Origin of the sequence: Actinoplanes sp. NBRC 103695 (assembly GCF_030269485.1) — a bacterium.
Classification (GTDB): domain Bacteria; phylum Actinomycetota; class Actinomycetes; order Mycobacteriales; family Micromonosporaceae; genus Actinoplanes.
In genome coordinates this window covers 27656-47861 of record NZ_BSTL01000004.1, presented here as the reverse complement: position 1 = coordinate 47861, position 20206 = coordinate 27656, and the positions used below count along the sequence as shown (strand labels likewise).

General features: G+C 71.2%; 17 protein-coding genes. 6 read left to right on the top strand and 11 right to left on the bottom strand.

Translation table 11 applies throughout. The features are described 5' to 3' along the window. Window position 1: 1 nt before the first annotated feature. Genes QSK31_RS07125 through QSK31_RS07105 form a run of 5 tightly spaced genes read right to left on the bottom strand, consistent with a single transcriptional unit; the run spans window position 2 to window position 4706 of the window. A complete protein-coding gene (locus tag QSK31_RS07125) occupies window positions 2-619 on the bottom strand; it encodes a hypothetical protein (protein ID WP_285682112.1) in 618 nt (205 codons plus the stop codon). Then, the gene (locus tag QSK31_RS07120; RefSeq protein ID WP_285682110.1) at window positions 616-1446 is read right to left on the bottom strand and encodes a carbohydrate ABC transporter permease; all 831 of its coding nucleotides are present in this window, start codon (window positions 1444-1446) and stop codon (window positions 616-618) included. The genes QSK31_RS07125 and QSK31_RS07120 overlap by 4 nt, the downstream gene beginning before the upstream one ends. Further along, the gene (locus QSK31_RS07115; RefSeq protein ID WP_285682109.1) at window positions 1446-2408 is read right to left on the bottom strand and encodes a carbohydrate ABC transporter permease; all 963 of its coding nucleotides are present in this window, start codon (window positions 2406-2408) and stop codon (window positions 1446-1448) included. Before QSK31_RS07115 ends, QSK31_RS07120 begins: the two co-directional genes overlap by 1 nt. 3 nt (window positions 2409-2411) lie before the next feature. Then, window positions 2412-3695: an ABC transporter substrate-binding protein gene (locus tag QSK31_RS07110; RefSeq protein ID WP_285682107.1), complete on the bottom strand. Its 1284-nt coding sequence runs from the start codon at window positions 3693-3695 to the stop codon at window positions 2412-2414. Window positions 3696-3725: 30 nt separating this feature from the next. Beyond that, the gene (locus QSK31_RS07105; protein ID WP_285682105.1) at window positions 3726-4706 is read right to left on the bottom strand and encodes a LacI family DNA-binding transcriptional regulator; all 981 of its coding nucleotides are present in this window, start codon (window positions 4704-4706) and stop codon (window positions 3726-3728) included. 233 nt (window positions 4707-4939) lie between these two features. Here QSK31_RS07105 and QSK31_RS07100 point away from each other — a divergent pair, with 233 nt between their 5' ends. The 5 genes from QSK31_RS07100 to QSK31_RS07080 are packed head-to-tail and all read left to right on the top strand — an operon-like array spanning window position 4940 to window position 11629. After that, the gene (locus QSK31_RS07100; protein WP_285682103.1) at window positions 4940-6358 is read left to right on the top strand and encodes a Gfo/Idh/MocA family protein; all 1419 of its coding nucleotides are present in this window, start codon (window positions 4940-4942) and stop codon (window positions 6356-6358) included. A gap of 3 nt (window positions 6359-6361) precedes the next feature. Then, a complete protein-coding gene (gene uxaC / locus QSK31_RS07095) occupies window positions 6362-7786 on the top strand; it encodes a glucuronate isomerase (RefSeq protein WP_285682101.1) in 1425 nt (474 codons plus the stop codon). Next, complete coding sequence (locus QSK31_RS07090) at window positions 7783-9063, top strand: enolase C-terminal domain-like protein (RefSeq protein ID WP_285682100.1); 1281 nt, start codon at window positions 7783-7785, stop codon at window positions 9061-9063. The genes uxaC and QSK31_RS07090 overlap by 4 nt, the downstream gene beginning before the upstream one ends. Continuing rightward, complete coding sequence (locus QSK31_RS07085; protein WP_285682098.1) at window positions 9054-10481, top strand: mannitol dehydrogenase family protein; 1428 nt, start codon at window positions 9054-9056, stop codon at window positions 10479-10481. The genes QSK31_RS07090 and QSK31_RS07085 overlap by 10 nt, the downstream gene beginning before the upstream one ends. After that, the gene (locus QSK31_RS07080; RefSeq protein WP_285682097.1) at window positions 10478-11629 is read left to right on the top strand and encodes a Gfo/Idh/MocA family protein; all 1152 of its coding nucleotides are present in this window, start codon (window positions 10478-10480) and stop codon (window positions 11627-11629) included. The genes QSK31_RS07085 and QSK31_RS07080 overlap by 4 nt, the downstream gene beginning before the upstream one ends. 33 nt (window positions 11630-11662) lie before the next feature. On the opposite strand, the gene QSK31_RS07075 is transcribed toward QSK31_RS07080, so the two are convergent. Beyond that, window positions 11663-12067: a DUF805 domain-containing protein gene (locus QSK31_RS07075; RefSeq protein ID WP_285682095.1), complete on the bottom strand. Its 405-nt coding sequence runs from the start codon at window positions 12065-12067 to the stop codon at window positions 11663-11665. 101 nt (window positions 12068-12168) lie between these two features. Between QSK31_RS07075 and QSK31_RS07070 the strand changes: the two genes are divergently transcribed. Then, window positions 12169-12930 (top strand): DUF6807 domain-containing protein, encoded by a 762-nt coding sequence (locus QSK31_RS07070; protein WP_285682094.1) that lies wholly within the window; start codon window positions 12169-12171, stop codon window positions 12928-12930. 54 nt (window positions 12931-12984) lie between these two features. Here QSK31_RS07070 and QSK31_RS07065 read toward each other — a convergent pair whose 3' ends face one another. The 5 genes from QSK31_RS07065 to QSK31_RS07045 all read right to left on the bottom strand — a co-directional run bounded on the left by QSK31_RS07065 (window position 12985) and on the right by QSK31_RS07045 (window position 20145). Then, window positions 12985-14127, bottom strand: a complete 1143-nt coding sequence (locus QSK31_RS07065) for a radical SAM protein (RefSeq protein WP_285682092.1) — start codon at window positions 14125-14127, stop codon at window positions 12985-12987. A gap of 43 nt (window positions 14128-14170) precedes the next feature. After that, on the bottom strand, window positions 14171-17227 hold the full coding sequence (locus tag QSK31_RS07060; protein ID WP_285682090.1) for a bifunctional [glutamine synthetase] adenylyltransferase/[glutamine synthetase]-adenylyl-L-tyrosine phosphorylase: 3057 nt from the start codon (window positions 17225-17227) through the stop codon (window positions 14171-14173). Between the two features lies 1 nt (window position 17228). After that, on the bottom strand, window positions 17229-18020 hold the full coding sequence (locus tag QSK31_RS07055; RefSeq protein WP_285682089.1) for a type 1 glutamine amidotransferase: 792 nt from the start codon (window positions 18018-18020) through the stop codon (window positions 17229-17231). Between the two features lie 267 nt (window positions 18021-18287). Further along, window positions 18288-18713, bottom strand: a complete 426-nt coding sequence (locus tag QSK31_RS07050) for a DUF350 domain-containing protein (RefSeq protein ID WP_285682088.1) — start codon at window positions 18711-18713, stop codon at window positions 18288-18290. 79 nt (window positions 18714-18792) lie between these two features. Then, window positions 18793-20145, bottom strand: a complete 1353-nt coding sequence (locus QSK31_RS07045) for a glutamine synthetase family protein (protein WP_285682087.1) — start codon at window positions 20143-20145, stop codon at window positions 18793-18795. Window positions 20146-20206 lie beyond the last annotated feature (61 nt).

Genomic DNA, 20206 nt, shown 5'->3' with positions numbered 1-20206 from the left:
GTCAGCCGGGCGGAAGTGGGGAGAGACCTCCATACTGAATGTTCGGCCCGGCGTCACTTACCGGTCGCTTACCGAATCGCCGTGCAATGACATGCAGGGCGAAGAGCGAATGGCCCAGCAGCACCGGGATCAGCACCGGGTGGATGAGCACGGCGAGGGTGCCGGCCACGGCGAGAACGCTTGCGGTCACTGCGGGGCAGACAGGGTGGGAGGCGGCGGTACGCAGCGCGTCGCGTACCGCCGGAAGAAGCCGGAGCCGGGCCGCCGAGACCAGCACCTGCCCGCCCGGCCCGGCGGCCGCCAGGCCGGCGAGCGACACCACGACCAGCATCGGCGTGCCGCCGGGCACCTGCCCGGACCGCAGTGCGAGCACGTCCGCGAGCAGCAGCCCGCCGGCCAGGACCACGGCGAGGCCGGGCAGCAGGGAGGCCCGGAAGTCCGCGGCCACCGTCCGCGGAGCCGGCCACGAGCCGGTCCGCAGATAGTGGTCGACGGCCCGGCTCGCGGTCAGCAGAGCCGCGCCCGCGGTGACGATCGGCAGCGCCGCCAGGACGACGAGAAAGCCCGCGATCGCCAGATCGGCCGCCGTCCGGAATGCGTCCTGCCAGTGGCCTTTCATCCTTTGAGTCCGCTCGTGTTGATGCCTTCGACGAGCATTCGCTGAAATGCCACGAAGAACAGGAACACCGGAATCAAGGACAGCAGCGACATCGCGAACATCGGTCCCACCGCGCTTTCCGACGTCGAGTCGATGAACAGGGTCAGCGCCACCGGAACGGTGTAGTCGCTCAGGTCGGACAGGAAGACGAGCTGCCGGAAGAAGTCGTTCCAGGTCCAGATGAACGAGAAGATCGCCGTGGTCACCAGCGCCGGGCGGCTCAGGGGCAGGATCACATGCCGGAAGATCGCGTACGGGCCGGCGCCGTCGATCGTGGCGGCCTCGTCGAGCTCCCGCGGGATGCCGCGCATGAACTGCACCATCAGGAAGACGAAGAACGCCTCGGTGGCCAGGAACTGCGGCACGATCAGCGGCAGGTACGGGAAGTCGCCGCCGACCCAGTCCAGCGACTTGAACAGGATGTACTGCGGGATGATCAGCACGTGCCCGGGCAGCAGCAGGGTGCCGATCATGATCGCGAACCACATCCCGCGCAGGCGGAACCTCAACCGGCCCAGGGCGTACGCGGCCAGCAGGCAGGACACCACGTTGCCGAGCACGGTGGCCACCGACACCAGGACGCTGTTCAGGAAGAACCGCCCGAAGCTCAGCTGGAAGTTGTTCCAGCCCGCCGAGAAGTTGCCCGGCGTGAACTTCTCCGGGATCAGCCCGATGTTGTTGACGATCTCCTCGGGCGACTTGAACGACGTGCCGACCATCCAGGCGAGCGGGTAGAGCACCACCGCCAGGATTCCGATCAGCAGGAGTACGCGGAGCAGCCGGCGCATCAGCCGTTCCCCTCGTCGTTGTAGTGCACCCAGAACCGTCCGGTGCGGAACAGCACGGCCGTGATCAGGCCGATGGCGATCAGGAACACCCAGGCCATCGCGGACGCGTAGCCCATGTCCAGCTTGACGAACCCGTTGATGTAGAGGTTCAGCGTGTACATCAGGGTGGAGTCGACCGGGCCGCCCTCGCCGTTGCTGAGCACGAAGGCGGCGGTGAAGCCCTGGAAGCCGTTGATGGTCTCCAGCACCAGGTTGAAGAAGATCACCGGGGAGAGCATCGGGACGGTGATGTGCCAGAACTGGCGTGCCGGACCGGCGCCGTCCACCGACGCGGCCTCGTACAGCTCGGCCGGCACCTGTTTGAGCCCGGCCAGGAAGATCACCATCGGTGCGCCGAACTGCCAGATCGCCAGCAGCATCAAGGTTTCCAGGGCGTAGCGCGGGTCGCTGACCCACGGCTGTCCCTCGACGCCGAAGAAGCCGAGCAGCGAGTTGAACGCCCCGTCCCGGTTGAACATGCTCACCCAGACGATGGCCAGCGCCACGCTGCCGCCGAGAAGCGACGGCAGGTAGAACAGCCCGCGGAACAGGCCGACGGCGCGGAAAGCGCGGTTCAGCAGCAGCGCCACGCCGAGCGCGGCGAGCAGCTTGAGCGGCACCGCGACCAGCGCGAAGGTGACCGTCACGGAGACCGCGTGCCAGTACGACGGGTCGTCGGTGAACATCCGCCGGTAGTTGTCCCAGCCGACCCACTCCACCTCGGACAGCGGCGAGAGCACGTCGTAGTCGGTGAAGCTCAGATACAGCGAGAGCAGCATCGGCACCGCGGTGATCAACATCAGGCCGAGCAGCCACGGGCTGAGGAAGACGTACCCCGCGAGGTTCTGCCGGCTCCGGCCCCGGGCCCGCCGAGGGGTGGCGGGCCCGGGCCGGAGCCTGGGTTCCGGTGGAGCGGTGATCACCGGTCAGCCCTTGCCGATCGCGCTGGTCGCGGCGGTGACGAAGGCCTTGGCGGCGGTGGCCGGGTCCTGCCTGCCGTACACCACCTGCTCCGCCGACTTGATCAGCTCGTTCTTGACCACGCTGTGCCCGGCAGGCGGGACCGACGGCGCGGCGCCGAAGGTCTTGCCGATCTCGTCCTGCACCGCGATGGACTGCTTCATCGCCGGGTTGTCGGTGGTGTCCGCGACCTGCTCACGGATGTCCAGGTTGGACGGCAGGCCACGCTCGGTGCCCAGGATCCTGCCGGCCTCCGGGTCGTTGGCCAGGAAGTTCAGCACGTCCACCGCGGTGTCCCGGTGCTCGCTGCCGCGGAAGACCGAGAAGAACATCGAGGCGCGCGGCCACTGCGATCCGGTCTTGCCCGGGTACGCCGTGACGCCCAGCTCACCCTTGACGTTCTTCTTCAGTTCCGGCATCTGGTTGACCCACACCCAGCTGGTGGCCGCCTTGCCGGTCGCCACGAGCTGCTTGGTGATGTCGGTGACGTTGCCCTCGTGGATCACGTCCGGTGTGGGCGTCGCCCCGGCCGCGCGGGCGCCCTGCCACAGCGTGAACCACTCGGTCACGTCCGCCTCGGTGAAGCCCAGCTCCTTGCCGTGGTAGAGATCCTTGTCCTTCTGCCGCAGCCAGACCCAGAACGCCTTGAAGTCCGCGCTCGGGTCCTGGGTGCCGGGAACCTTGGCGGTCTTGGACACGGTGGTCGCCCAGGCGATGTAGTCCTCCCAGGACATGCCCATCGTCGGCGCGGGCAGCTCGAACTTGTCGAGCAGCGTCTTGTCGTACACCAGGCCCTGGGTGTTCTCGCCGAACGCCATGCCGGCCAGCTTCCCGTCGACCACGCCGTACTTCCACAGCGGCTCGGGGAACTTGCTGGTGTCCAGGCGCTTGTCCGACTGGTACGGCGTCAGGTCCAGGGTGACCTTGCGTTCGGCGTACTCGGAGAGGTAGTTGTCGTCGATCTGGAAGATGTCCGGCGGGTCGCCGCCCGCGGTGAGCGTGGCCAGTTTGTCGAAGTAACCCTGGTTGGCCTGCCAGGTCTTCTTGAACGTGACGTCGGGGTGCTTCGAGGTGTAGAGGTTCAGCGCCTTCTCGGTCATGTCGGCGCGGGTCTGGCCGCCCCACCAGAAGAAGGACAGCTCGACCTTCTCGCCGGCGCCGGCGGAGTCGCCGTCGCCTCCGCAGGCGGTGGCGCCGAGGAGCAGCGGAAGGGTCAGGACGGCGGTAAGGAGTTTTCGGGCACGCGGCATCGCAATCTCGCTCCTGGGTGAGGAAAGCTGTTACGCGGAAACCGGTCCGGTCGAGTCCCGGATGATCAGTTCGGTGTGCAGGGAGACCTGTGCGGTGGTGCGGCGGTCGTCGCCATGCGCGAGGAGCATGTCGACGGCGGCCCGACCGGCGGCGGCCGTGGGGTTGGCCACCGTGGTCAGCTTGGGGCGGGTCAACCGGCTGAGCGCGATGTCGTCGATGCCGGCCACGCTCACGTCCTCGGGCACCCGCAGGCCCAGGGCGTTCAGTCCCTCCATCAGGCCGATGGCCATCAGGTCGTTGTAGGCGAGCACGGCGGTCACCCCGGCGCGCTGGACCAGCTCGGCGACTGCCTGGCCGCCCTCCACGGTCGGCGGGTTCGGCCCGAGGACGGTGAGCTCGAAACGGCCGGACCGCTCGGAGTGCTGGGCGGCGCGCCGGATCTCCCGGCTGGTCCACGATCCGCGCGGGCCGGTGACCAGCGCGATCCGGCGGTGCCCGAGACCGGCCAGGTGGCCCAGCGCGACCTGGGCGCCGTGCGCGACGTCCATCACGACAGCGGGCAGGCCGACGATGCGCCGGTTCACCACCACCAGCGGCACCTCGCGGCTGAGCTGCTCGATCAGGCTGTTGCTCATCCGCGGGCTGCACAGCAGCACCCCGTCGACCTGCTTGGCCATCGCCCGGACCAGGTCCTCCTCGACCAGCGCGTCCTCGTTGGTGTCGGCCACGAAGATGTGGTGGTCGTGCCGGCGGGCCTGGCTCTCGGCGGCCTTGATCAGCGGCGGGAAGAACGGGTTCGCGATGTCCGCGACGATCAGGCCGATGTTGTAGGTGCGCCCGGTGATCAGCGCCCGGGCCGCCCGGTTGGGCCGGTAGCCGAGCTGCTCCGCGCAGGCCTGCACCCGGCTCCGGGTCTCCGCGTTGACCAGATGCGGCGCGGAGAAGGTGCGCGACACCGTGGAGATGTGCACGCCCGACGCTTGCGCAACGTCACGAATCGTGGCCGGCACGCCCCCACCTCCTTCGGACTTCATCGATGTCTGGGAGGCAATTAATGCAAGGGGTTGCAGCGCTGTCAATGCATTCGGACTGCCAAGATGTTTCGAAACCATTTCGACGATTCAGGCTAAAACCCCATTATTGCGTACGTAAGCTGAGCACCCGTTGACTCATTTATGTCGATGGGCCTAGCGTCCGCTGCAAAGGTTTGTTGGCCGAACGGGGGCAGAACGGGGGCACCTGCATGTCGCGACGCTACGCAGTCGTCGGGACCGGAGCGCGGGCCGAGATGTTCATCCGCGCCCTCACCCGGGACCACGCCGGCACCAGCGAGCTGGTCGGTCTGTGCGACCGCAACCCCCTCCGCATCGCCGCGCACGACCGCTGGCTGTCCGAGGCCGGTCATCCCGGCGTGCCCGGCTATCCCGCCGAGCGGCTCGCCGACATGCTGGCCGAGCAGCGGGTCGACACGCTCGTGGTGACGAGCATGGACCGGGAGCACGCCAGGCACATCGTGACCGCCCTCGAGGCCGGCTGCGACGTGCTCACCGAGAAGCCGATGACCACCGACGCCGCCGGCGCCCGGGCCGTGCTCGACGCGCAGCGGCGCACCGGGAAGCGGGTGGCGGTCACCTTCAACTACCGATTCAACCCGGTGCACGAGAAGGTCCGCACTCTGCTCGCCTCCGGCGCCGTCGGGGAGATCGGATCGGTGCACTTCGAGTGGCTGCTCGACGTACGCCACGGCGCCGACTACTTCCGCCGCTGGCACCGCGACCGGGCCAACTCCGGTGGCCTGCTGGTGCACAAGTCCGGCCACCACTTCGACCTGGTCAACTGGTGGCTGGGCGCGCGGCCGGAGTCGGTGTTCGCGTCCGGCCGGCTGTTCTTCTACGGCGACGAGGCCGGCGCCCGGCACGGCTACGCGCGTGACTACCAGCGCGCGCACGGCAGCCCCGCGGCCGCGGACGACCCGTTCGCGATCCGGCTCGACGACAACGACCGGCTGCGCGCGCTGTATCTCGACGCCGAACCGGCCGACGGCTACCTGCGCGACCGCAACGTCTTCTCCCCCGGCGTGACCATCCAGGACGACATGGCGGTGCTGGTCCGCTACGACACCGGCGCCACGATGACCTACCACCTCACCGCGTACGCGCCGTGGGAGGGCTACCGGTTGATGGTCAACGGCAGCAAGGGCCGGCTGGAGCTCGAGGTGGTGGAGAGCGACCACGTCAGTCCCGCCGAGGCGAGCGCACTCAAGGGCGCCGCGGTGCACGGCGAGGCGGCCGCCGCCGAACAAGGCTGGGTCCGCCTCACCCTGCACCCCCACTGGTCCCCGCCCCAGCTGGTGCCGCTCCCCGGCCGCGCGCCCCGCCCCGGCGATGCGCATATGTGCTCAGAGCAAAGCGAGCCTGAGAGAAACGCATCAGGTGATGCGCATATGTGCTCAGAGCAAAGCGGTGACGAGAGGGAGGGTCACGGCGGCGCGGACAAGCGGATGCTCGACGTACTCCTGGGTGCGGCCGTTGATCCTCTGGATCGGTCGGCGACCGCGCGCGACGGGGCGCTGGCCCTGCTCACCGGTCTGGCGGCGAACCGCTCGATGGACACCGGCGGACCGGTCCGGGTGTCCGAACTGCTCGACCTGGAGACGGAGTGACGCGTGCCGGACGAACTGATCTTCGCGAGCGCCGACCGGGAGCGTGACATCGCCCGGGAGCTGCACGCGGTCGCGGCTCAGCTGCCGCTGATCTGCCCGCACGGGCACGTCGACCCGGCGCTGCTGGCCGAGGACCAGCCATTCGGAGACCCGGCGCAACTGCTGGTGGTGCCCGACCACTACGTCACCCGGATGCTGCTCAGCCAGGGCATCCCGCCGGGGCGGCTCGGTGTGCCGGTGCGGGACGGCGCCGCCGAGCCGGTGGAAACCGACGGCCGGGCGATCTGGCGGCTGCTCGCCGAGCACTGGCACCTGTTCCGCGGCACGCCCTCCCGGCTCTGGATGGAGCGCACGTTCACCGGTGTCTTCGACGTGCACACGCCGCTGCGGGCGGAGACGGCCGACGAGATCTACGACGCGATCGCCGCCCGGCTGGCCGAGCCGGCGTTCCGGCCGCGGGCGCTGTTCCAGCGGTTCGGCATCGAGACCCTCGCGACCACCGAGTCGCCGCTGGACGACCTGGCCACACACGCCGAACTGGCCGCCGACGGGTGGGGCGGGCCGGGCGGCCGGGTGATCACCACATTCCGGCCGGACAACGTGGTGGACATGGAGTTCGACGGCTGGGCCGGCAACGTCGCCCGGCTCGGTGAGGTGGCCGGCACCGACACGGCGAGCTTCGGCGGCTACCTGGACGCGCTGCGGCTGCGGCGGGAGGCGTTCGTCGCGGCCGGCGCGACCAGCTCGGACCACGGGCACCCGACCGCGCTGACCGCGTCGCTGCCCGAGGCCGAGGCGGCGGAACTGTTCCAGCGCGGGCTCAGCGGCCGGGCGTCGGCCCGGGACGCGGAACTCTTCCGGGCGCACATGATCCTCGAGTTCGCCCGGATGTCGATCGACGACGGGCTGGTCATGCAGCTGCACCCGGGCGCGGCCCGCAACCACAACCGGTGGTTGCACGGCACCCACGGGCGGGACAAGGGCGGCGACATCCCGCAGGCCACCGACTACGTGCACGGGCTGGCGCCGCTGCTGGACGCGTACGGCAACGACCCCCGGCTGCGCGTGGTGGTCTACACGCTGGACGAGGACACGTTCACCCGGGAGCTCGCACCGCTGGCCGGTGGCTACGCCGCGCTCTACCTCGGCGCGCCCTGGTGGTTCCTGGACACCCCGGACGGGCTCCGCCGGTTCCGCGAGGCGGTCACCGACTCCGCCGGGTTCTACAACACCGCCGGGTTCGTCGACGACACCCGCGCGTTCTGCTCCATCCCGGTACGCCACGACATCGCGCGCCGGGTCGACGCCGCGTACCTCGCCACCCTGGTCGCGCAGGGCCGGCTACCGCTGGACGAGGCCGCCGAGATCATCGCCGACCTCGCCTACCACCTGCCGAAACGCATCTTCCGCCTGGAGACGAAAGCATGACGCGCATCGAATCCGTCACCGTGCACGACGTCCGCTTCCCGACCGCGGCCGCCGGAGACGGCTCCGACGCGATCAACCGGGGCGACTACTCGGCGGCGTACGTGGAACTGCACACCGACGGCCCGCACACCGGCGCCGGTTTCACCTTCACCAACGGGCGGGGCAACGAGGTCGTGTGCGCGGCGATCCACGCGCTCGCGTACCACATCGCCGGTTTTGATCTGGACTCTCTGAACGGCCTGGACTTCGGCCGGTCGCTGACCGCGGACCCGCAGCTGCGCTGGCTCGGCCCGGAGAAGGGCGTCATCCACCTGGCCACCGCGGCGCTGGTCAACGCGGTGTGGGACCTGCGCGCCAAGGAGGCCGGCAAGCCGTTGTGGCGGCTGCTCGCCGAGATGCCGACGGCGGAGCTGGTCGCCGAGATCGACTTCCGGCACATCGCGGACGCGCTGACGCCCGAGGAGGCGGCCGCGATCCTGGACAAGGGCCGGATCGGGATGGCCGAACGGCTGGCCGGGCTGGAACGCGACGGGCTTCCGTCGTACACCACCAGCGTGGGCTGGCTGGGCTACCCCGACGACAAGGTGCGGGCCCTCGCCCGCGCCGCCTACGACGAGGGCTGGCGGGCGATGAAGATGAAGGTCGGCGGCGACATCGAGGACGACATACGCCGGGCCCGCCTGATCCGCGCCGAGATCGGCCCGGACGCCCTGCTCATGATGGACGCCAACCAGGTCTGGAACGTGGACGAGGCGATCGCCAACATGGAGCGGCTGGCCGAGGCCGACCCGTACTGGATCGAGGAGCCCACCCACCCCGACGACGTGCTCGGGCACGCGCGGATCCAGCGCGCGGTGGCGCCGATCCGGGTCGCCACCGGCGAGATGGCCGCCAACCGGGTCATCTTCAAACAGCTGCTGCAGGCCGGCGCGATCGGCGTCATGCAGGTCGACGCCTGCCGGGTCGGCGGCGTCCCCGAGGTGCTGGCCGAGCTGCTGCTGGCCGCCAAGTTCGGCGTGCCGGTCTGCCCGCACGCCGGCGGGGTGGGCCTGTGCGAGCTGGTGCAGCACCTGTTCGCCTTCGACTACCTGCGCGTCTCCACGGCCCTGGACGGGCGCATGGTCGAGTACGTCGATCACCTGCACGAGCACTTCACCGATCCGGTACGCACCCGCGACGGCAGGTACGTGCTGCCGAGCGAGCCCGGCTACAGCGCCACGATGCGCGCCGAGTCGATCGCCGAGTTCACGTTCCCGGACGGTCCCGCATGGCGCTGATCAGCTCGGGCACGCTGGCCCGGGTTCCGGCCGCGGCTCGCCCGCTGGTCACGCCCGGCACCGTCCGGACTGGAATCGTCCACCTTGGACTCGGCGCGTTCCACCGGGCACACCAGGCCGTCTACACCGAGGCCGCGGTGGCGGGCGGGGGCGGCGACTGGGGCATCGCCGCGGTGGCGCCCCGCTCGACCGACGTCGTCGACGCCCTGCGCGCGCAGGACCTGCTCTTCAGCGTCACCTCGCTGGCCAGCACCGGCAACGCCACCCGGGTGATCGGGGCGTTCTCCGAGGTGCTGCACGCGGCCTCCGGTCCCGAGGCGGTGATTTCCAAGATCGCAGATCCGGGTGTACGGGTGCTGACGCTGACCGTCACCGAGAAGGCGTACCTGCTGGACCCGGTGACCGGAAGGCTGCTCGCGACGGCGCTGCCCGGCACTGTTCCCGACCTCCTGCTGCGGGGACTGGAAGCGCGGCGGCGCGCCGACGCCGGCCCGCTCGCGGTCGTCAGCTGCGACAACCTGCCGTCGAACGGGCGCCGCACCCGCTCCCTGGTCGAACAGCTCTGCCCCGACGGGCCGCTGGCCGACTGGATCGCCGCGAGCGTCACGTTCCCGGGCACCATGGTCGACCGGATCGTCCCGGCGAGCACACCCGGGACGCTGGCCGCCGCGGAGGCCGCGCTGGGTGTACGGGACCTGGCGGCGGTCGGGGCCGAGCCCTACCAGCAGTGGGTGATCGAGGACGACTTCCCCGGCGGGCGGCCCGCGTGGGAGAAGGCCGGCGCGATCCTCACCGACGACGCCGGACCGTGGGAACGGCTGAAACTGCGGGCGCTCAACGGCGTGCACTCCGGAATCGCGTACCTGGGGGCGCTGGCCGGGCGGGACACCGTGGCGTCGGCGCTCGAGATGCCCGGCATGCGCGAGGTGATGTGCCGGTTCATCGCCGACGACGTGGCCGGGAGCCTCGCGCCGCCGCCCGGGGTGACCGTGGTGGCCTACGGCGACTCGGTGCTGGAACGCTTCGCCGACCCGGCGATCGCCCACCGGACCGTGCAGGTGGCCAAGGACGGCTCACAGAAACTGCCGCAGCGCGTGCTGCACACGATCGCCGACCGGCGGGCCGCGGGCGCGTCGCCACGCTGGGCGGTGCTCGTGGTGGCCGCCTGGATGCGCTACGCGCAAGGGGTCGCGGACGACGGCTCGGCGCTGCCGCTCGACGACCCGCTGGCCGAGGAGATCCGTACGGCGCTGTCCGGCGCCCGCACCCCGTCCGACGTGGTCGCCGCCCTGCTCGGCCTCGAAGCGGTGTTCCCGCGCGAACTGGCCGCCGACGAGGTCGTCCGGACGCTCTGCGTCGACTGGCTGGAAGCCCTCACCCGGCACGGTGCCGCCGACACGCTCGCGGGCGCCGCATGACGGTGCGGGTCGGGCTGATCGGCGCCGGTGGCCACGGGAAGTGGCACCGGCGGCGGCTGGCCGAGCTCGCCGCCGACGGGATGGTGGAGCTGACCGGGATGGCCGACCCGGCCCCGATCGAGGAGATGGTGCTGCCTTCAGCCGAGTCAGGGGCGGTGGCGGGGCCGCGGATGGCGGGCGTACCCGTCTTCACTGATCATCGCGAGCTGCTCACCTCCGTACCCATCGATGTCGTGGTGATCTGCACCCCGCCGCACACCCACCTGCCGATCGCGCTGGACGCCCTCGAAACCGGCTGCGACCTGCTCCTGGAGAAACCCCCGGTGGTCTCCCCCGCCGAGCACGAGGTGCTGACCGCCGCGCTCGCCTCGACCGGGCGGGCCTGCCAGATCGGCTTCCAGGCGCTCGGGTCGGCTGCCCTGGCCAGACTCACCGAAGCGGTCGCCGGCGGCGCGCTCGGCGAGATCCACCACGTGGCCACGGTCGCGTCCTGGCAACGGGCCGACGTGTACTACCGGCGCGCCGCCTGGGCCGGACGGCAGGGACTGGGCGACGGCGCACTGGTGAACCCGCTGGCCCACGCGCTGATGCAGAGCCTGGCGGTGGCCGGCGACGACCCGGTCACGCTCACCGCGGAGCGGTACCGCACCCGGCCGATCGCGACCGACGACACCGCGTTCGCCCGGGTCGAGCTGCGCGGCGGGACGACCCTGACGGCCGCGGTGACGCTGGCCGGCGAGGACTTCATCGCCGGCGAGGTCATCGTCACCGGCGACGCCGGCCGGGCGGTGCTCGAATACCCCACCGACCGGCTGCTGCTGCCCGGCTCGCCCTTCGCCGACGTACCCGGCCGGGTCGACCTGCTCACCAACCTGATCGAGCACCGCCGCGACGGCACGCCGCTGCTGGCGCCGCTGGCGTGCACACTGGGCTTCACCAGACTGGCGGCGGCCCTGACCGCGGGGCCGGTGCCGCGCCTCGTGGACGACTCCCGCATCACCGACCACGGGACCGGCGACGACCGGGTCCGGGTCATCACCGGCATCAACTCCGTCCTGCGGCGGGTCGCGGACACCGGCCTGCTGCCGTCCGAACTCGACGTTCCCTGGGCCCACCCGGAAAGTGCTGTACAGATGACGCTCGCCTGACACGCCCGGCGAAGCGGCGAGGCCGCCCCGGCTCTAGATCTGGCGCGGGTCGGGCCCGTACTGGTTGGGGCCCGGGTTGCCGGCCTGGAGGGTCAGCACGAGCAGGATGATCCCGCCCACGAACGGGATGAGGCTGAGCAGGTAGAACCAGCCGGTGTTGCCGGCGTCGTGCAGGCGGCGGACCGTGACCGCCAGGGAGGGCAGGAAGACCGCGAGCACGTAGAGGACGATCAGGACGCCGGGGATGACGCCCTCGCCGCCGGTGGCGGAGTCGAGACCGAAGCCGACCGCGAGCACGATGGCGTACAGCAGCACGTTGAGGAGCGTGAACCACCAGTACTCGGCGCGGCGGGCGCGGCCCTCGAAGGTGGCGTACTTGCGGAAGCAGCCGAGCCAGTAGCCCAGCGGACCCACGCTGGGCGCGGACGCGACGGTCACAATGTCCTCCTTGGACAGACAGGTTGCCGGACGGCTCATCTTAGGGATGGATCGAATCAGGTCAACAGCCCGTGGCCGATTGAGGCCATTAGAGTGGCAGCATGTTCTCCGACGGTGTGCCGGTGACTACCTATGTCCAGGCCCCTGAGCTGGACATCCGGCTCGGCCCACGGCCGTACCTGCACCCGGTGCGGACACTCGGCGGGGTGGTTGTCACCGATGCGCTCTGTGTCGACCACCCGTGGCACATGGGTGTGTCGCTCGCGATGGCCGACGTGAACGGCTGGAACCTCTGGGGTGGCCGCACCTACGTACGCGACGAGGGTTATGTCTGGCGTGACGATCACGGCCGGATCACCCACGACGACGACGGCCTGCTGCGCTGGCGGGACGGCACGGGCGCGGTGCTGCTCACCGAGCGGCGCACGATGCGTGCGACGGCGGCCCGGCACGGGTGGATGCTGCGCGTCGGGTACACGCTGACCGCGCCGGACTTCGACGTCGTGCTGGGCAGCCCTGCGACGAACGGCCGGCCCGGCGGCGCGGGCTACGGCGGCTTCTTCTGGCGGGCCGGACCCGGCGAGGCGGTCGCCTTCACCCCGGGCGGCGGCGAGCCCAACGGCAGCGCCGACGAGTGGGTGGCGCTGACCGTCGCCGGCGCGTACACGCTGGTCTTCGACGGCCTGACCGGCGCGGACCGCTGGTTCGTCCGCACCGGCGAGTACGCGGGCGTCTGCGCCGCCCTGGCCTTCGACAAGCCGTTGACGATCCCGGCCGGCGAGACCCTGACCCGGCAGCTGAACGTCCTGGTGGCCGACGGCGTCCTGACCGTGGCCGACGCCGCCCGCCGCTGGTCCGGCTAGGTCGTGTTTCAAACCTGGACCACGCCTCGTGCCTGGCCGGGTTTGAAACACGACCTAAACGCGGACAGACAGGTCCAGCGTCCCGTTGAGGTAGCGGCTGGCGTGGCCGGCCTGGTCGATGCGCCTGCGGAAATGGCGCATCACCCCGCTGCGGGCGGCGAACCGGGACACCGGCAGCACGTCCTTGCCGGTGCCGTCACCACGCTGGACGGCCAGTTCGCCGCGGGCGCTGATCAGCAGGGTCGAGTTGGGTGCCCGGTGGGTGCTGGTGACGCGGATGTCGATCGGCAGGGCGGCCGCCGCGGTGTCGTCGACCACGCGTACCAGGGTCTGCACTGCGTCGTCGCCGGTCAGCAGCCCCCGCGGCCGGTGCGCCGCCTTGCCCGCGGCCACCACGACGTGCAGGGTCCAGGTCCGCACGCCGGCCGCCACCAGATCGTCGCGCAGGGCCAGGAGCTGGGCGTACGAGCCGTTCTGCGCGGTCACCACGGTCTGCGCGCTGCACGACAGGGACTCCGCGCGGGCCAGGTGGAGGGCCTCCCACGCCGACCGGTGCGAGCTCGCGCCCAGCGGCAGGTAACGCCGGTTGATCGGGCGGAGCCGGTCGTTGACGTCACGGTCCGAGCTGTCCAAGGAGATGCGTACGTGGACGCCGCACTCCCGCAGCACCGGCGTCAACCGGCCCAGGTCGCCCATTCCGGAGGTGTCCAGCACGACGGCCTTGTCCCGGGTCAGCGCCCGGATGAGACGTTCCGCGTTGTCCGGCCGGGACAGCGGCTCGCCGCCGGTGACCACGCCGACCATCGCGGGGGTGGCCCGGGCGACCCGGATCACCTCGTCCGGCCACGACGGGTCGTCCCGGTCGCGGTATCCGGTCATCAGGTCGTCGGCGTGGCAGTAGGTGCAGCGCAGCGGGCAGTCCGCGGTGGCGAAGCAGTTGACGACCAGCGGCAGCGACACGGCCGGCAGCCCCTCGGGGAAGGAACCGAACTGGGACCGGCCGTAGAAGGCCCGCTGGGGAAGGTCCGACTCGCAGATCCCGGCGGCCGCCATCTCCGGCGTGCCGCCCTTGCGGAGGGCGTCGACGTGAGCGTGGTCGAGCGCGTAGAAGTGGTCACGCTCGGAGACATAGGCGATCGCGCCGAATGTCTCCCTCCGTAACCGGACGCCGCGCGCCAGCCGAACCGAAGTGATCATCATCTCGATGAAGGTAACGCTCTGCGATCCGCAGGTGTAACGCTCAGGCGTCCAGCACTCGTTCCATGGCGGCGCGGGAGCGGCGGGCCACCCGCAGGTACGAGTCGACGAACTCGCCCGGGTCGGTGCCGCCGAGCAGCAGGACCACGCCGGCCAGCTCGACGCCGTGCCGGGGCAACTGGTCGGTGGGACGGCCGCGGACCAGGGTCAAAGCGTTACGCACCCGGGCCGCCAGCGTCCACCCCGCACTCATGGCGGCCGCGTCCGGCTTCGCGATCAGGCCCGCACCGGCCTCGGCGGTCAGAGCCTCCAGGGTCCGGGTGAGGCGCAGCTCCGGCAGCGCGTACGCGTGGCGAAGTTGAAGAAGCTGGACCGCCCACTCCACATCGGCAAGACCGCCGCGGCCGAGTTTGGTGTGCGTGTTGGGGTCGGCGCCGCGGGGCAGCCGCTCGGTCTCCACCCGGGCCTTGATCCGCCGGATCTCCACCACCTGCTCGCGGCTCAGCCCGCCGCGCGGGTAGCGCATGCCGTCGGCCAGCGCCTCGAACCGCAGCCCGAGCTCCTGGTCGCCGCAGACCCAGCGGGCCCGCAGCAGCGCCTGCGACTCCCACACCTTCGACCATCGGGCGTAGTACTGCTGGTAGGCGTTCAGGCTGCGCACCAGCGGACCCTGCCGGCCCTCCGGGCGCAGGTCGGCGTCGATGCCCAGCGCCGGGTCGGGGGCGGGCGCGTTGAGCAGGCGGCGCATCTCCTCGGCGATCGCGTGCGCGGCCGTGGCCGCCTCACCCTCGGGCCTGCCCTCCGGCGGTTCGTACACGAACAGCACGTCGGCGTCGGACGGGTAGCTCATCTCGTAACCGCCGAGCCGGCCCATCCCGATCACCGCGAACCGCAGGCCGTCCGGCCCGGGGTGGCTGCGCTGGGCGACCTTGAGCGCGGCGGTCAGGGTGGCGTCGGTGATGTCGGAGAGCGCGATGCCGACCGCGTCCACGTCGAGCGCGCCGGCCGGGGCGAGCTCACCGGCCCGGCTGAGGATGTCGGCGCAGGCCACCCGGAAGAGTTCTCGGCGGCGGGACGCGCGGACCGCGGCGATCGCCTTCTCCGGGTCGCTGGTGTGCCGGTCGGCCGCTGCGGCGAACCCGTCCAGCAGTTTCTCCCGCGACCGGGGCTGCAGCTCGCTGTCCTCGGCGAGCAGGCGCAACGCCTCCGGGTCGCGGATCAGCAGGTCGGTCGCGTACCGGGACAGGCTCAGCACCCGGGCCAGCCGCATCGCGACCGGGCCGCCGTCGCGGAGCAGGCGCAGGTACCACGGCGTGCTGCCCAGCTTGTCCGACACGTGGCGGTAGTTGAGCAGGCCGCGGTCGGGCTCGGGGGCGTCGGCGAACTCCTGCAGCAGCATCGGGAGCAGGGTGCGCTGGATGGCCGCGGTGCGGGTGACGCCGCCGGTCAGCGCCTGGAGGTGGCGCAGGGCGCCGGTCGGGTCGGCGAAGCCGAGCACCACGAGGCGTTTGCCGGCCGACTCCGTGGTCATCCGCAGCGCCTCGGCGGGCACCCGGGCGACCGCCTCCAGCAGCGGCTGGTAGAGCAGTTTCACGTGCAGGCGGCGGACCTGCGCGGCGTGACCGACCCAGTCGGAGCGGAAGGCCTCGACCGCGTCCTGGCCGGGCATCGCGACATAACCCAGGGCGGCGGCCAGCCAGCGCTCACCGGCCGGGTCGTCCGGGACGGTGTGCGTACGCCGGAGATTCTGCAGTTGAAGCCGGTGCTCGACGCCGCGCAGGAAGCGGTAGCCCCGCAGCAGCGTCTCGCCGTCGTCCCGGCCCACGTAGCCGCCGGCGACCAGCGCCCGCAACGCCGGGATCGTGCCCGGTTCGCGCAGCGTCTCGTCCACCCGGCCGTGCACGAGCTGCAGCAGCTGGACGGCGAACTCGATGTCCCGCAGCCCGCCCGGACCACGCTTGATCTCCCGGTCGACCTTGTCCTTCGGCACGTTCTCGATGATCTTGCGGCGCATGTCGCGGACGTCGACGACCGCCTCCGGCCGCTCCGCCGCATGCCACACCAGCGGCGCCAGATCGTCGATCCACTCCTGCGCCAGCTCCAGGTCGCCGGCCGCCGGGCGCGCCTTGAGCAGCGCCTGGAACTCCCAGGTGCGCGCCCACCGGTGGTAGTAGGCCTGGTGCGAGGCGAGCGTCCGGACCAGCGGGCCGCGGCTGCCCTCGGGGCGCAGCGCGGCGTCCACCGGCCAGGCCACCTGACCGCAGATCTCGATCAGCTTCGCCGCGATCGTCGTCCCGGCGCTCAGGTCCTCGTCGCCGCGGGCCACGAAGATGACATCCACGTCGGACACGTAGTTCAGCTCGTACCCACCGCATTTGCCCATCGCGACGACCGCCAGCGCGGGCTCGGTCGGCACGCCGGCCGCCGCCATCCGGTACGCCGCCGCCAGCGTCTCGTCGGCCAGCCGGGACAGCGCGCCCATCGTCGGTTCCAGCCCGCGCCCGCCGGTGAGATCGGCGGCGGCGATGCGCAGGAGACTGATCCGGTACGCCCGGCGCAACTGCGCCACGGTAGGCGGCCCGTCGCCCATCGACTCGCCGTCCGCAGCCCCGCCGCCGCCCCTGACCGGAAAAGAGCCGTCCCCGATTTCGAGGTGACCTTCCGCCTTGGGCGGCAGTCCCGTCTTGCCGGTGGCCAGCACCCGCCACTCCCCCGGGTTGGCCACCAGATGGTCGCCCAGCGCCGACGACGCCCCGAGCACCGCCAGCAGCCGCCGGCGCAGACCCTGGTCGGCGTGCAGCGCCTCGACGACGTCCCGCGCGGCCGGATGATCAGCGAGGTCGTCACCCTTACCGGCGCGGGCGCCCTTGGGGAGGCGGGCGTCGCGCACCGCCGTCTCGACCATCCGGTGCAGCTGGCGCAGCGCCAGGTTGGGGTCGGCCGCCCGGGACATCGCGTGCAGCAGCTCGCCGGCCTCCGTGTCGACCGGTTCCTGCGCCTCCTGGTCCCACAGCCGCAGGCCACCCGGGCCGAGCAGGTCGGCCGCCCGGGCGCCGTTGTCCGCGAAGCCGTACCGGGCCAACCGGCTGGGTCGGGTCATCTCAGTGACCGAGTAACGGGAGCGTGCGGCCGCCCGGACCCGGGCTCGGCGGTACGTCCGCGTCGGGCAGCGTGCCGAGGGCGAGCGACGCGAACCGGGCGGCGAACGGCTGCCAGACCTCCTCCACGTCGGCGAGCGCGGCGGCACAGGCGCTCACGACGGCGCCCGGGTCGTACCCGATCTCCTCCAGCATGGCGGCGTCGGACTCCGCCCACCGGCTGATCATGTCGAGGTCGCACTCGATGTGGAACTGCAGCCCCCAGGCCCGGTCGCCGAGCCGGAACGCCTGATGCGGGTAGCGGGTCGACGCGGCCAGCAGGACGGCGTTCAGCGGCAGCTCGGTGATCTCGTCGCGGTGCCACTGGAGCACGTCGGGCAGCAGCGGAACAAACTTGAACAGCGGGTCGGTGTCGGCCGCATCCCGCCGGCCGACCAGCCCCGGCCCGACCTCCGGCCCCGACGTCGACCGCTCCACCAGCCCACCGTGCGCCACCGCGAGGAGCTGACCCCCCAGACAAACCCCGAGCGTGGGTACGCGTCCGCGCACCGCCTTCCGCAGGAGCCCCTCCAGCCTCGGGAACCAGGGCGCGCCGGGCGTCCCGTCCGAGGATGCGAACGCGTCCTGATCGCCGCCCAGCACGACCAGCGCGACGTGGTCGTCCAGCGTCTCGGGCAGTTCGTCACCGGCGTGCGGCCGCAGCACGGTCAACGGCAGCTCGGCCTCGGTCAGCCACTCACCCAGACGGCCGAGGGGATCGGACGGATCGTTCTCGATGACCAGCGCTGTGCCCACGAGGAGAGGCTATCCCGTCGAAAAGGCCGGAAACACCGACAGGGGGTTGTCGGCCGGCCGGACGAGGGTGGTCCTCGAACAGAACATCGAGAGGGGAACACCCACGCGTATCAACGGGAACGCCTGGTTCCAGATCGGCACCGCGGACCGGGCCGGGGCCGCCGTCGCATCGTCGGCCCGCGTCTCGGCCATCAGCTTGCGCAGCGCGGTGCCGGCGTCGGCCGCGAAGGGCGTCCCCCCATCCTGCGCAGGGCCGGCGCCATGCGGCTAAGCGATGCAGGCGGCGACGATGAGGGCGGCGCCGAAGTGCGAGGCCGCGCTGACCGTCGCGCCCGGGTGCCGCTCGGGCGTGCAGATGACGTCGCCCAGCTTTCCGGGGGTCAGCCAGTCCAGCACCATGAACGCGAAGCCCATGATGGCGATCCCGATCAGGCCGAAGATCAGCGTCGAGGCGACGCCCTGGGCGAAGTCCTGGTAACTGGTCAGGACCGCGGTGAAGACGATCACGGCGATGCCGAGCTGGTTGGCCGACAGCAGCAGCGCCGCGTTCGGGTTCTTGTCCCGCCAGATCAGGTCCTTGAGCTTGCCCGGCGTGAGCAGGTCGACCATGACGAAACCGACCGCCATGAGGCCGACCCCGATGAGTCCGAAGACGACACTGCGTCCGGCGCCGTTGAGCAGATCTTCCAGCACGACTTCCCCCTCGCGAATCTGATTCGACAGGCACCGTATCGGACCTGCGCGAATACGTGATCCACCCAGGGCGGAAAAGTTACAGCGCGCCGAGGTACCGCTGGCGCTCGTAGGGGGTGACCTCGCGGCGGAACTGCTCCCATTCGGCCCGTTTGTTCCGCAGGAAGAAGTCGAAGACGTGCTCGCCGAGGACCTCCGCGACCAGCTCGGACTTCTCCATCACGTCGATCGCCTCGGACAGGTTCTCCGGCAGCGCCTCGTAGCCCATCGCCTTGCGCTCGGCGGGTGACAGCGACCAGACGTCGTCCTCGGCGCCGGGCGGAAGCTCGTACCCCTCCTCGATGCCCTTGAGACCGGCGCCCAGGAGCACCGCGAAGGCGAGGTAGGGGTTGGTGGCCGAGTCGAGCGAGCGGACCTCGACGCGGGCCGAGTTGGACTTGCCGAACGCGGGCACGCGGACCAGCGCGGAGCGGTTGAGGTGGCCCCAGCTGACGAAGGCCGGCGACTCGGTGATCCGGTCGGGCAGCTGCAGCGGGAAGAGCCGCTTGTAGGAGTTCACCCACTGGTTGGTGACCGCGGTGTACTCCCGGGCGTGCACCAGCAGGCCGGCGATGAACGCCCGGGCCGTCTTGGAGAGCTTGGCCGGGTCGTCGCCGTCGTGGAACGCGTTGCGCTCGCCCTCGAAGAGCGACAGGTGCGTGTGCATGCCGCTGCCGGGCTGGTCGGTGTACGGCTTCGGCATGAACGTGGCGCGGACCCCCTGGGACAGCGCCACCTCCTTGACCACGTGCCGGAACGTCATGATGTTGTCCGCCGTGGTGAGCGCGTCCGCGTACCGCAGGTCGATCTCCTGCTGGCCGGGCGCGACCTCGTGGTGGCTGAACTCGACCGAGATGCCGATCCGCTCCAGCGCGAGCACGGCCTGGCGGCGGAAGTCGCGGGCCACCGAGTGGGTGGTGTGGTCGAAGTAGCCGCCGGTGTCCACCGGGATCGGCACGCTGCCGTCGGCCGGTCCGTCCTGGACCAGGAAGAACTCGACCTCGGGGTGGGTGTAGAAGGTGAAGCCCTTCTCCGCCGCCTTGGCCAGCGAGCGGCGCAGCACGTGGCGCGGGTCGGCCCAGGCGGCGTTGCCGTCGGGCAGCAGGATGTCGCAGAACATCCGCGCGCTCTCGCCGCTGGCGCCGCCCTCGAACGGGAAGACCTGGAACGTGGTCGGGTCGGGCATGGCGACCATGTCGGACTCGTACACCCGGGCGAAGCCCTCGATGGCCGAGCCGTCGATGCCCATGCCTTCCTCGAAGGCCGACTCCAGCTCGGCGGGGGCGACCGACACGCTCTTCAGGGTGCCGAGCACGTCCGTGAACCAAAGCCGGACAAAACGGATGTCGCGCTCCTCGAGCGTACGAAGCACGAACTCCTGCTGTCGGTCCACGTCCACCCCTTCGTGTCGAGCGCCGGCCGCCAGTGTTGCCGGGCCCCGTTACGTGGAGATT

What these genes read in the sequence shown, in the direction of transcription:
- QSK31_RS07125 (WP_285682112.1), bottom strand. Translation starts at nt 619, where the DNA reads ATGAAAGGCCACTGGCAGGACGCATTCCGGACGGCGGCCGATCTGGCG.
- QSK31_RS07120 (WP_285682110.1), bottom strand. Translation starts at nt 1,446, where the DNA reads ATGCGCCGGCTGCTCCGCGTACTCCTGCTGATCGGAATCCTGGCGGTG.
- QSK31_RS07110 (WP_285682107.1), bottom strand. Translation starts at nt 3,695, where the DNA reads ATGCCGCGTGCCCGAAAACTCCTTACCGCCGTCCTGACCCTTCCGCTG.
- QSK31_RS07100 (WP_285682103.1), top strand. Translation starts at nt 4,940, where the DNA reads ATGTCGCGACGCTACGCAGTCGTCGGGACCGGAGCGCGGGCCGAGATG.
- QSK31_RS07090 (WP_285682100.1), top strand. Translation starts at nt 7,783, where the DNA reads ATGACGCGCATCGAATCCGTCACCGTGCACGACGTCCGCTTCCCGACC.
- QSK31_RS07085 (WP_285682098.1), top strand. Translation starts at nt 9,054, where the DNA reads ATGGCGCTGATCAGCTCGGGCACGCTGGCCCGGGTTCCGGCCGCGGCT.
- QSK31_RS07080 (WP_285682097.1), top strand. Translation starts at nt 10,478, where the DNA reads ATGACGGTGCGGGTCGGGCTGATCGGCGCCGGTGGCCACGGGAAGTGG.
- QSK31_RS07070 (WP_285682094.1), top strand. Translation starts at nt 12,169, where the DNA reads ATGTTCTCCGACGGTGTGCCGGTGACTACCTATGTCCAGGCCCCTGAG.
- QSK31_RS07065 (WP_285682092.1), bottom strand. Translation starts at nt 14,127, where the DNA reads ATGATCACTTCGGTTCGGCTGGCGCGCGGCGTCCGGTTACGGAGGGAG.
- QSK31_RS07060 (WP_285682090.1), bottom strand. Translation starts at nt 17,227, where the DNA reads ATGACCCGACCCAGCCGGTTGGCCCGGTACGGCTTCGCGGACAACGGC.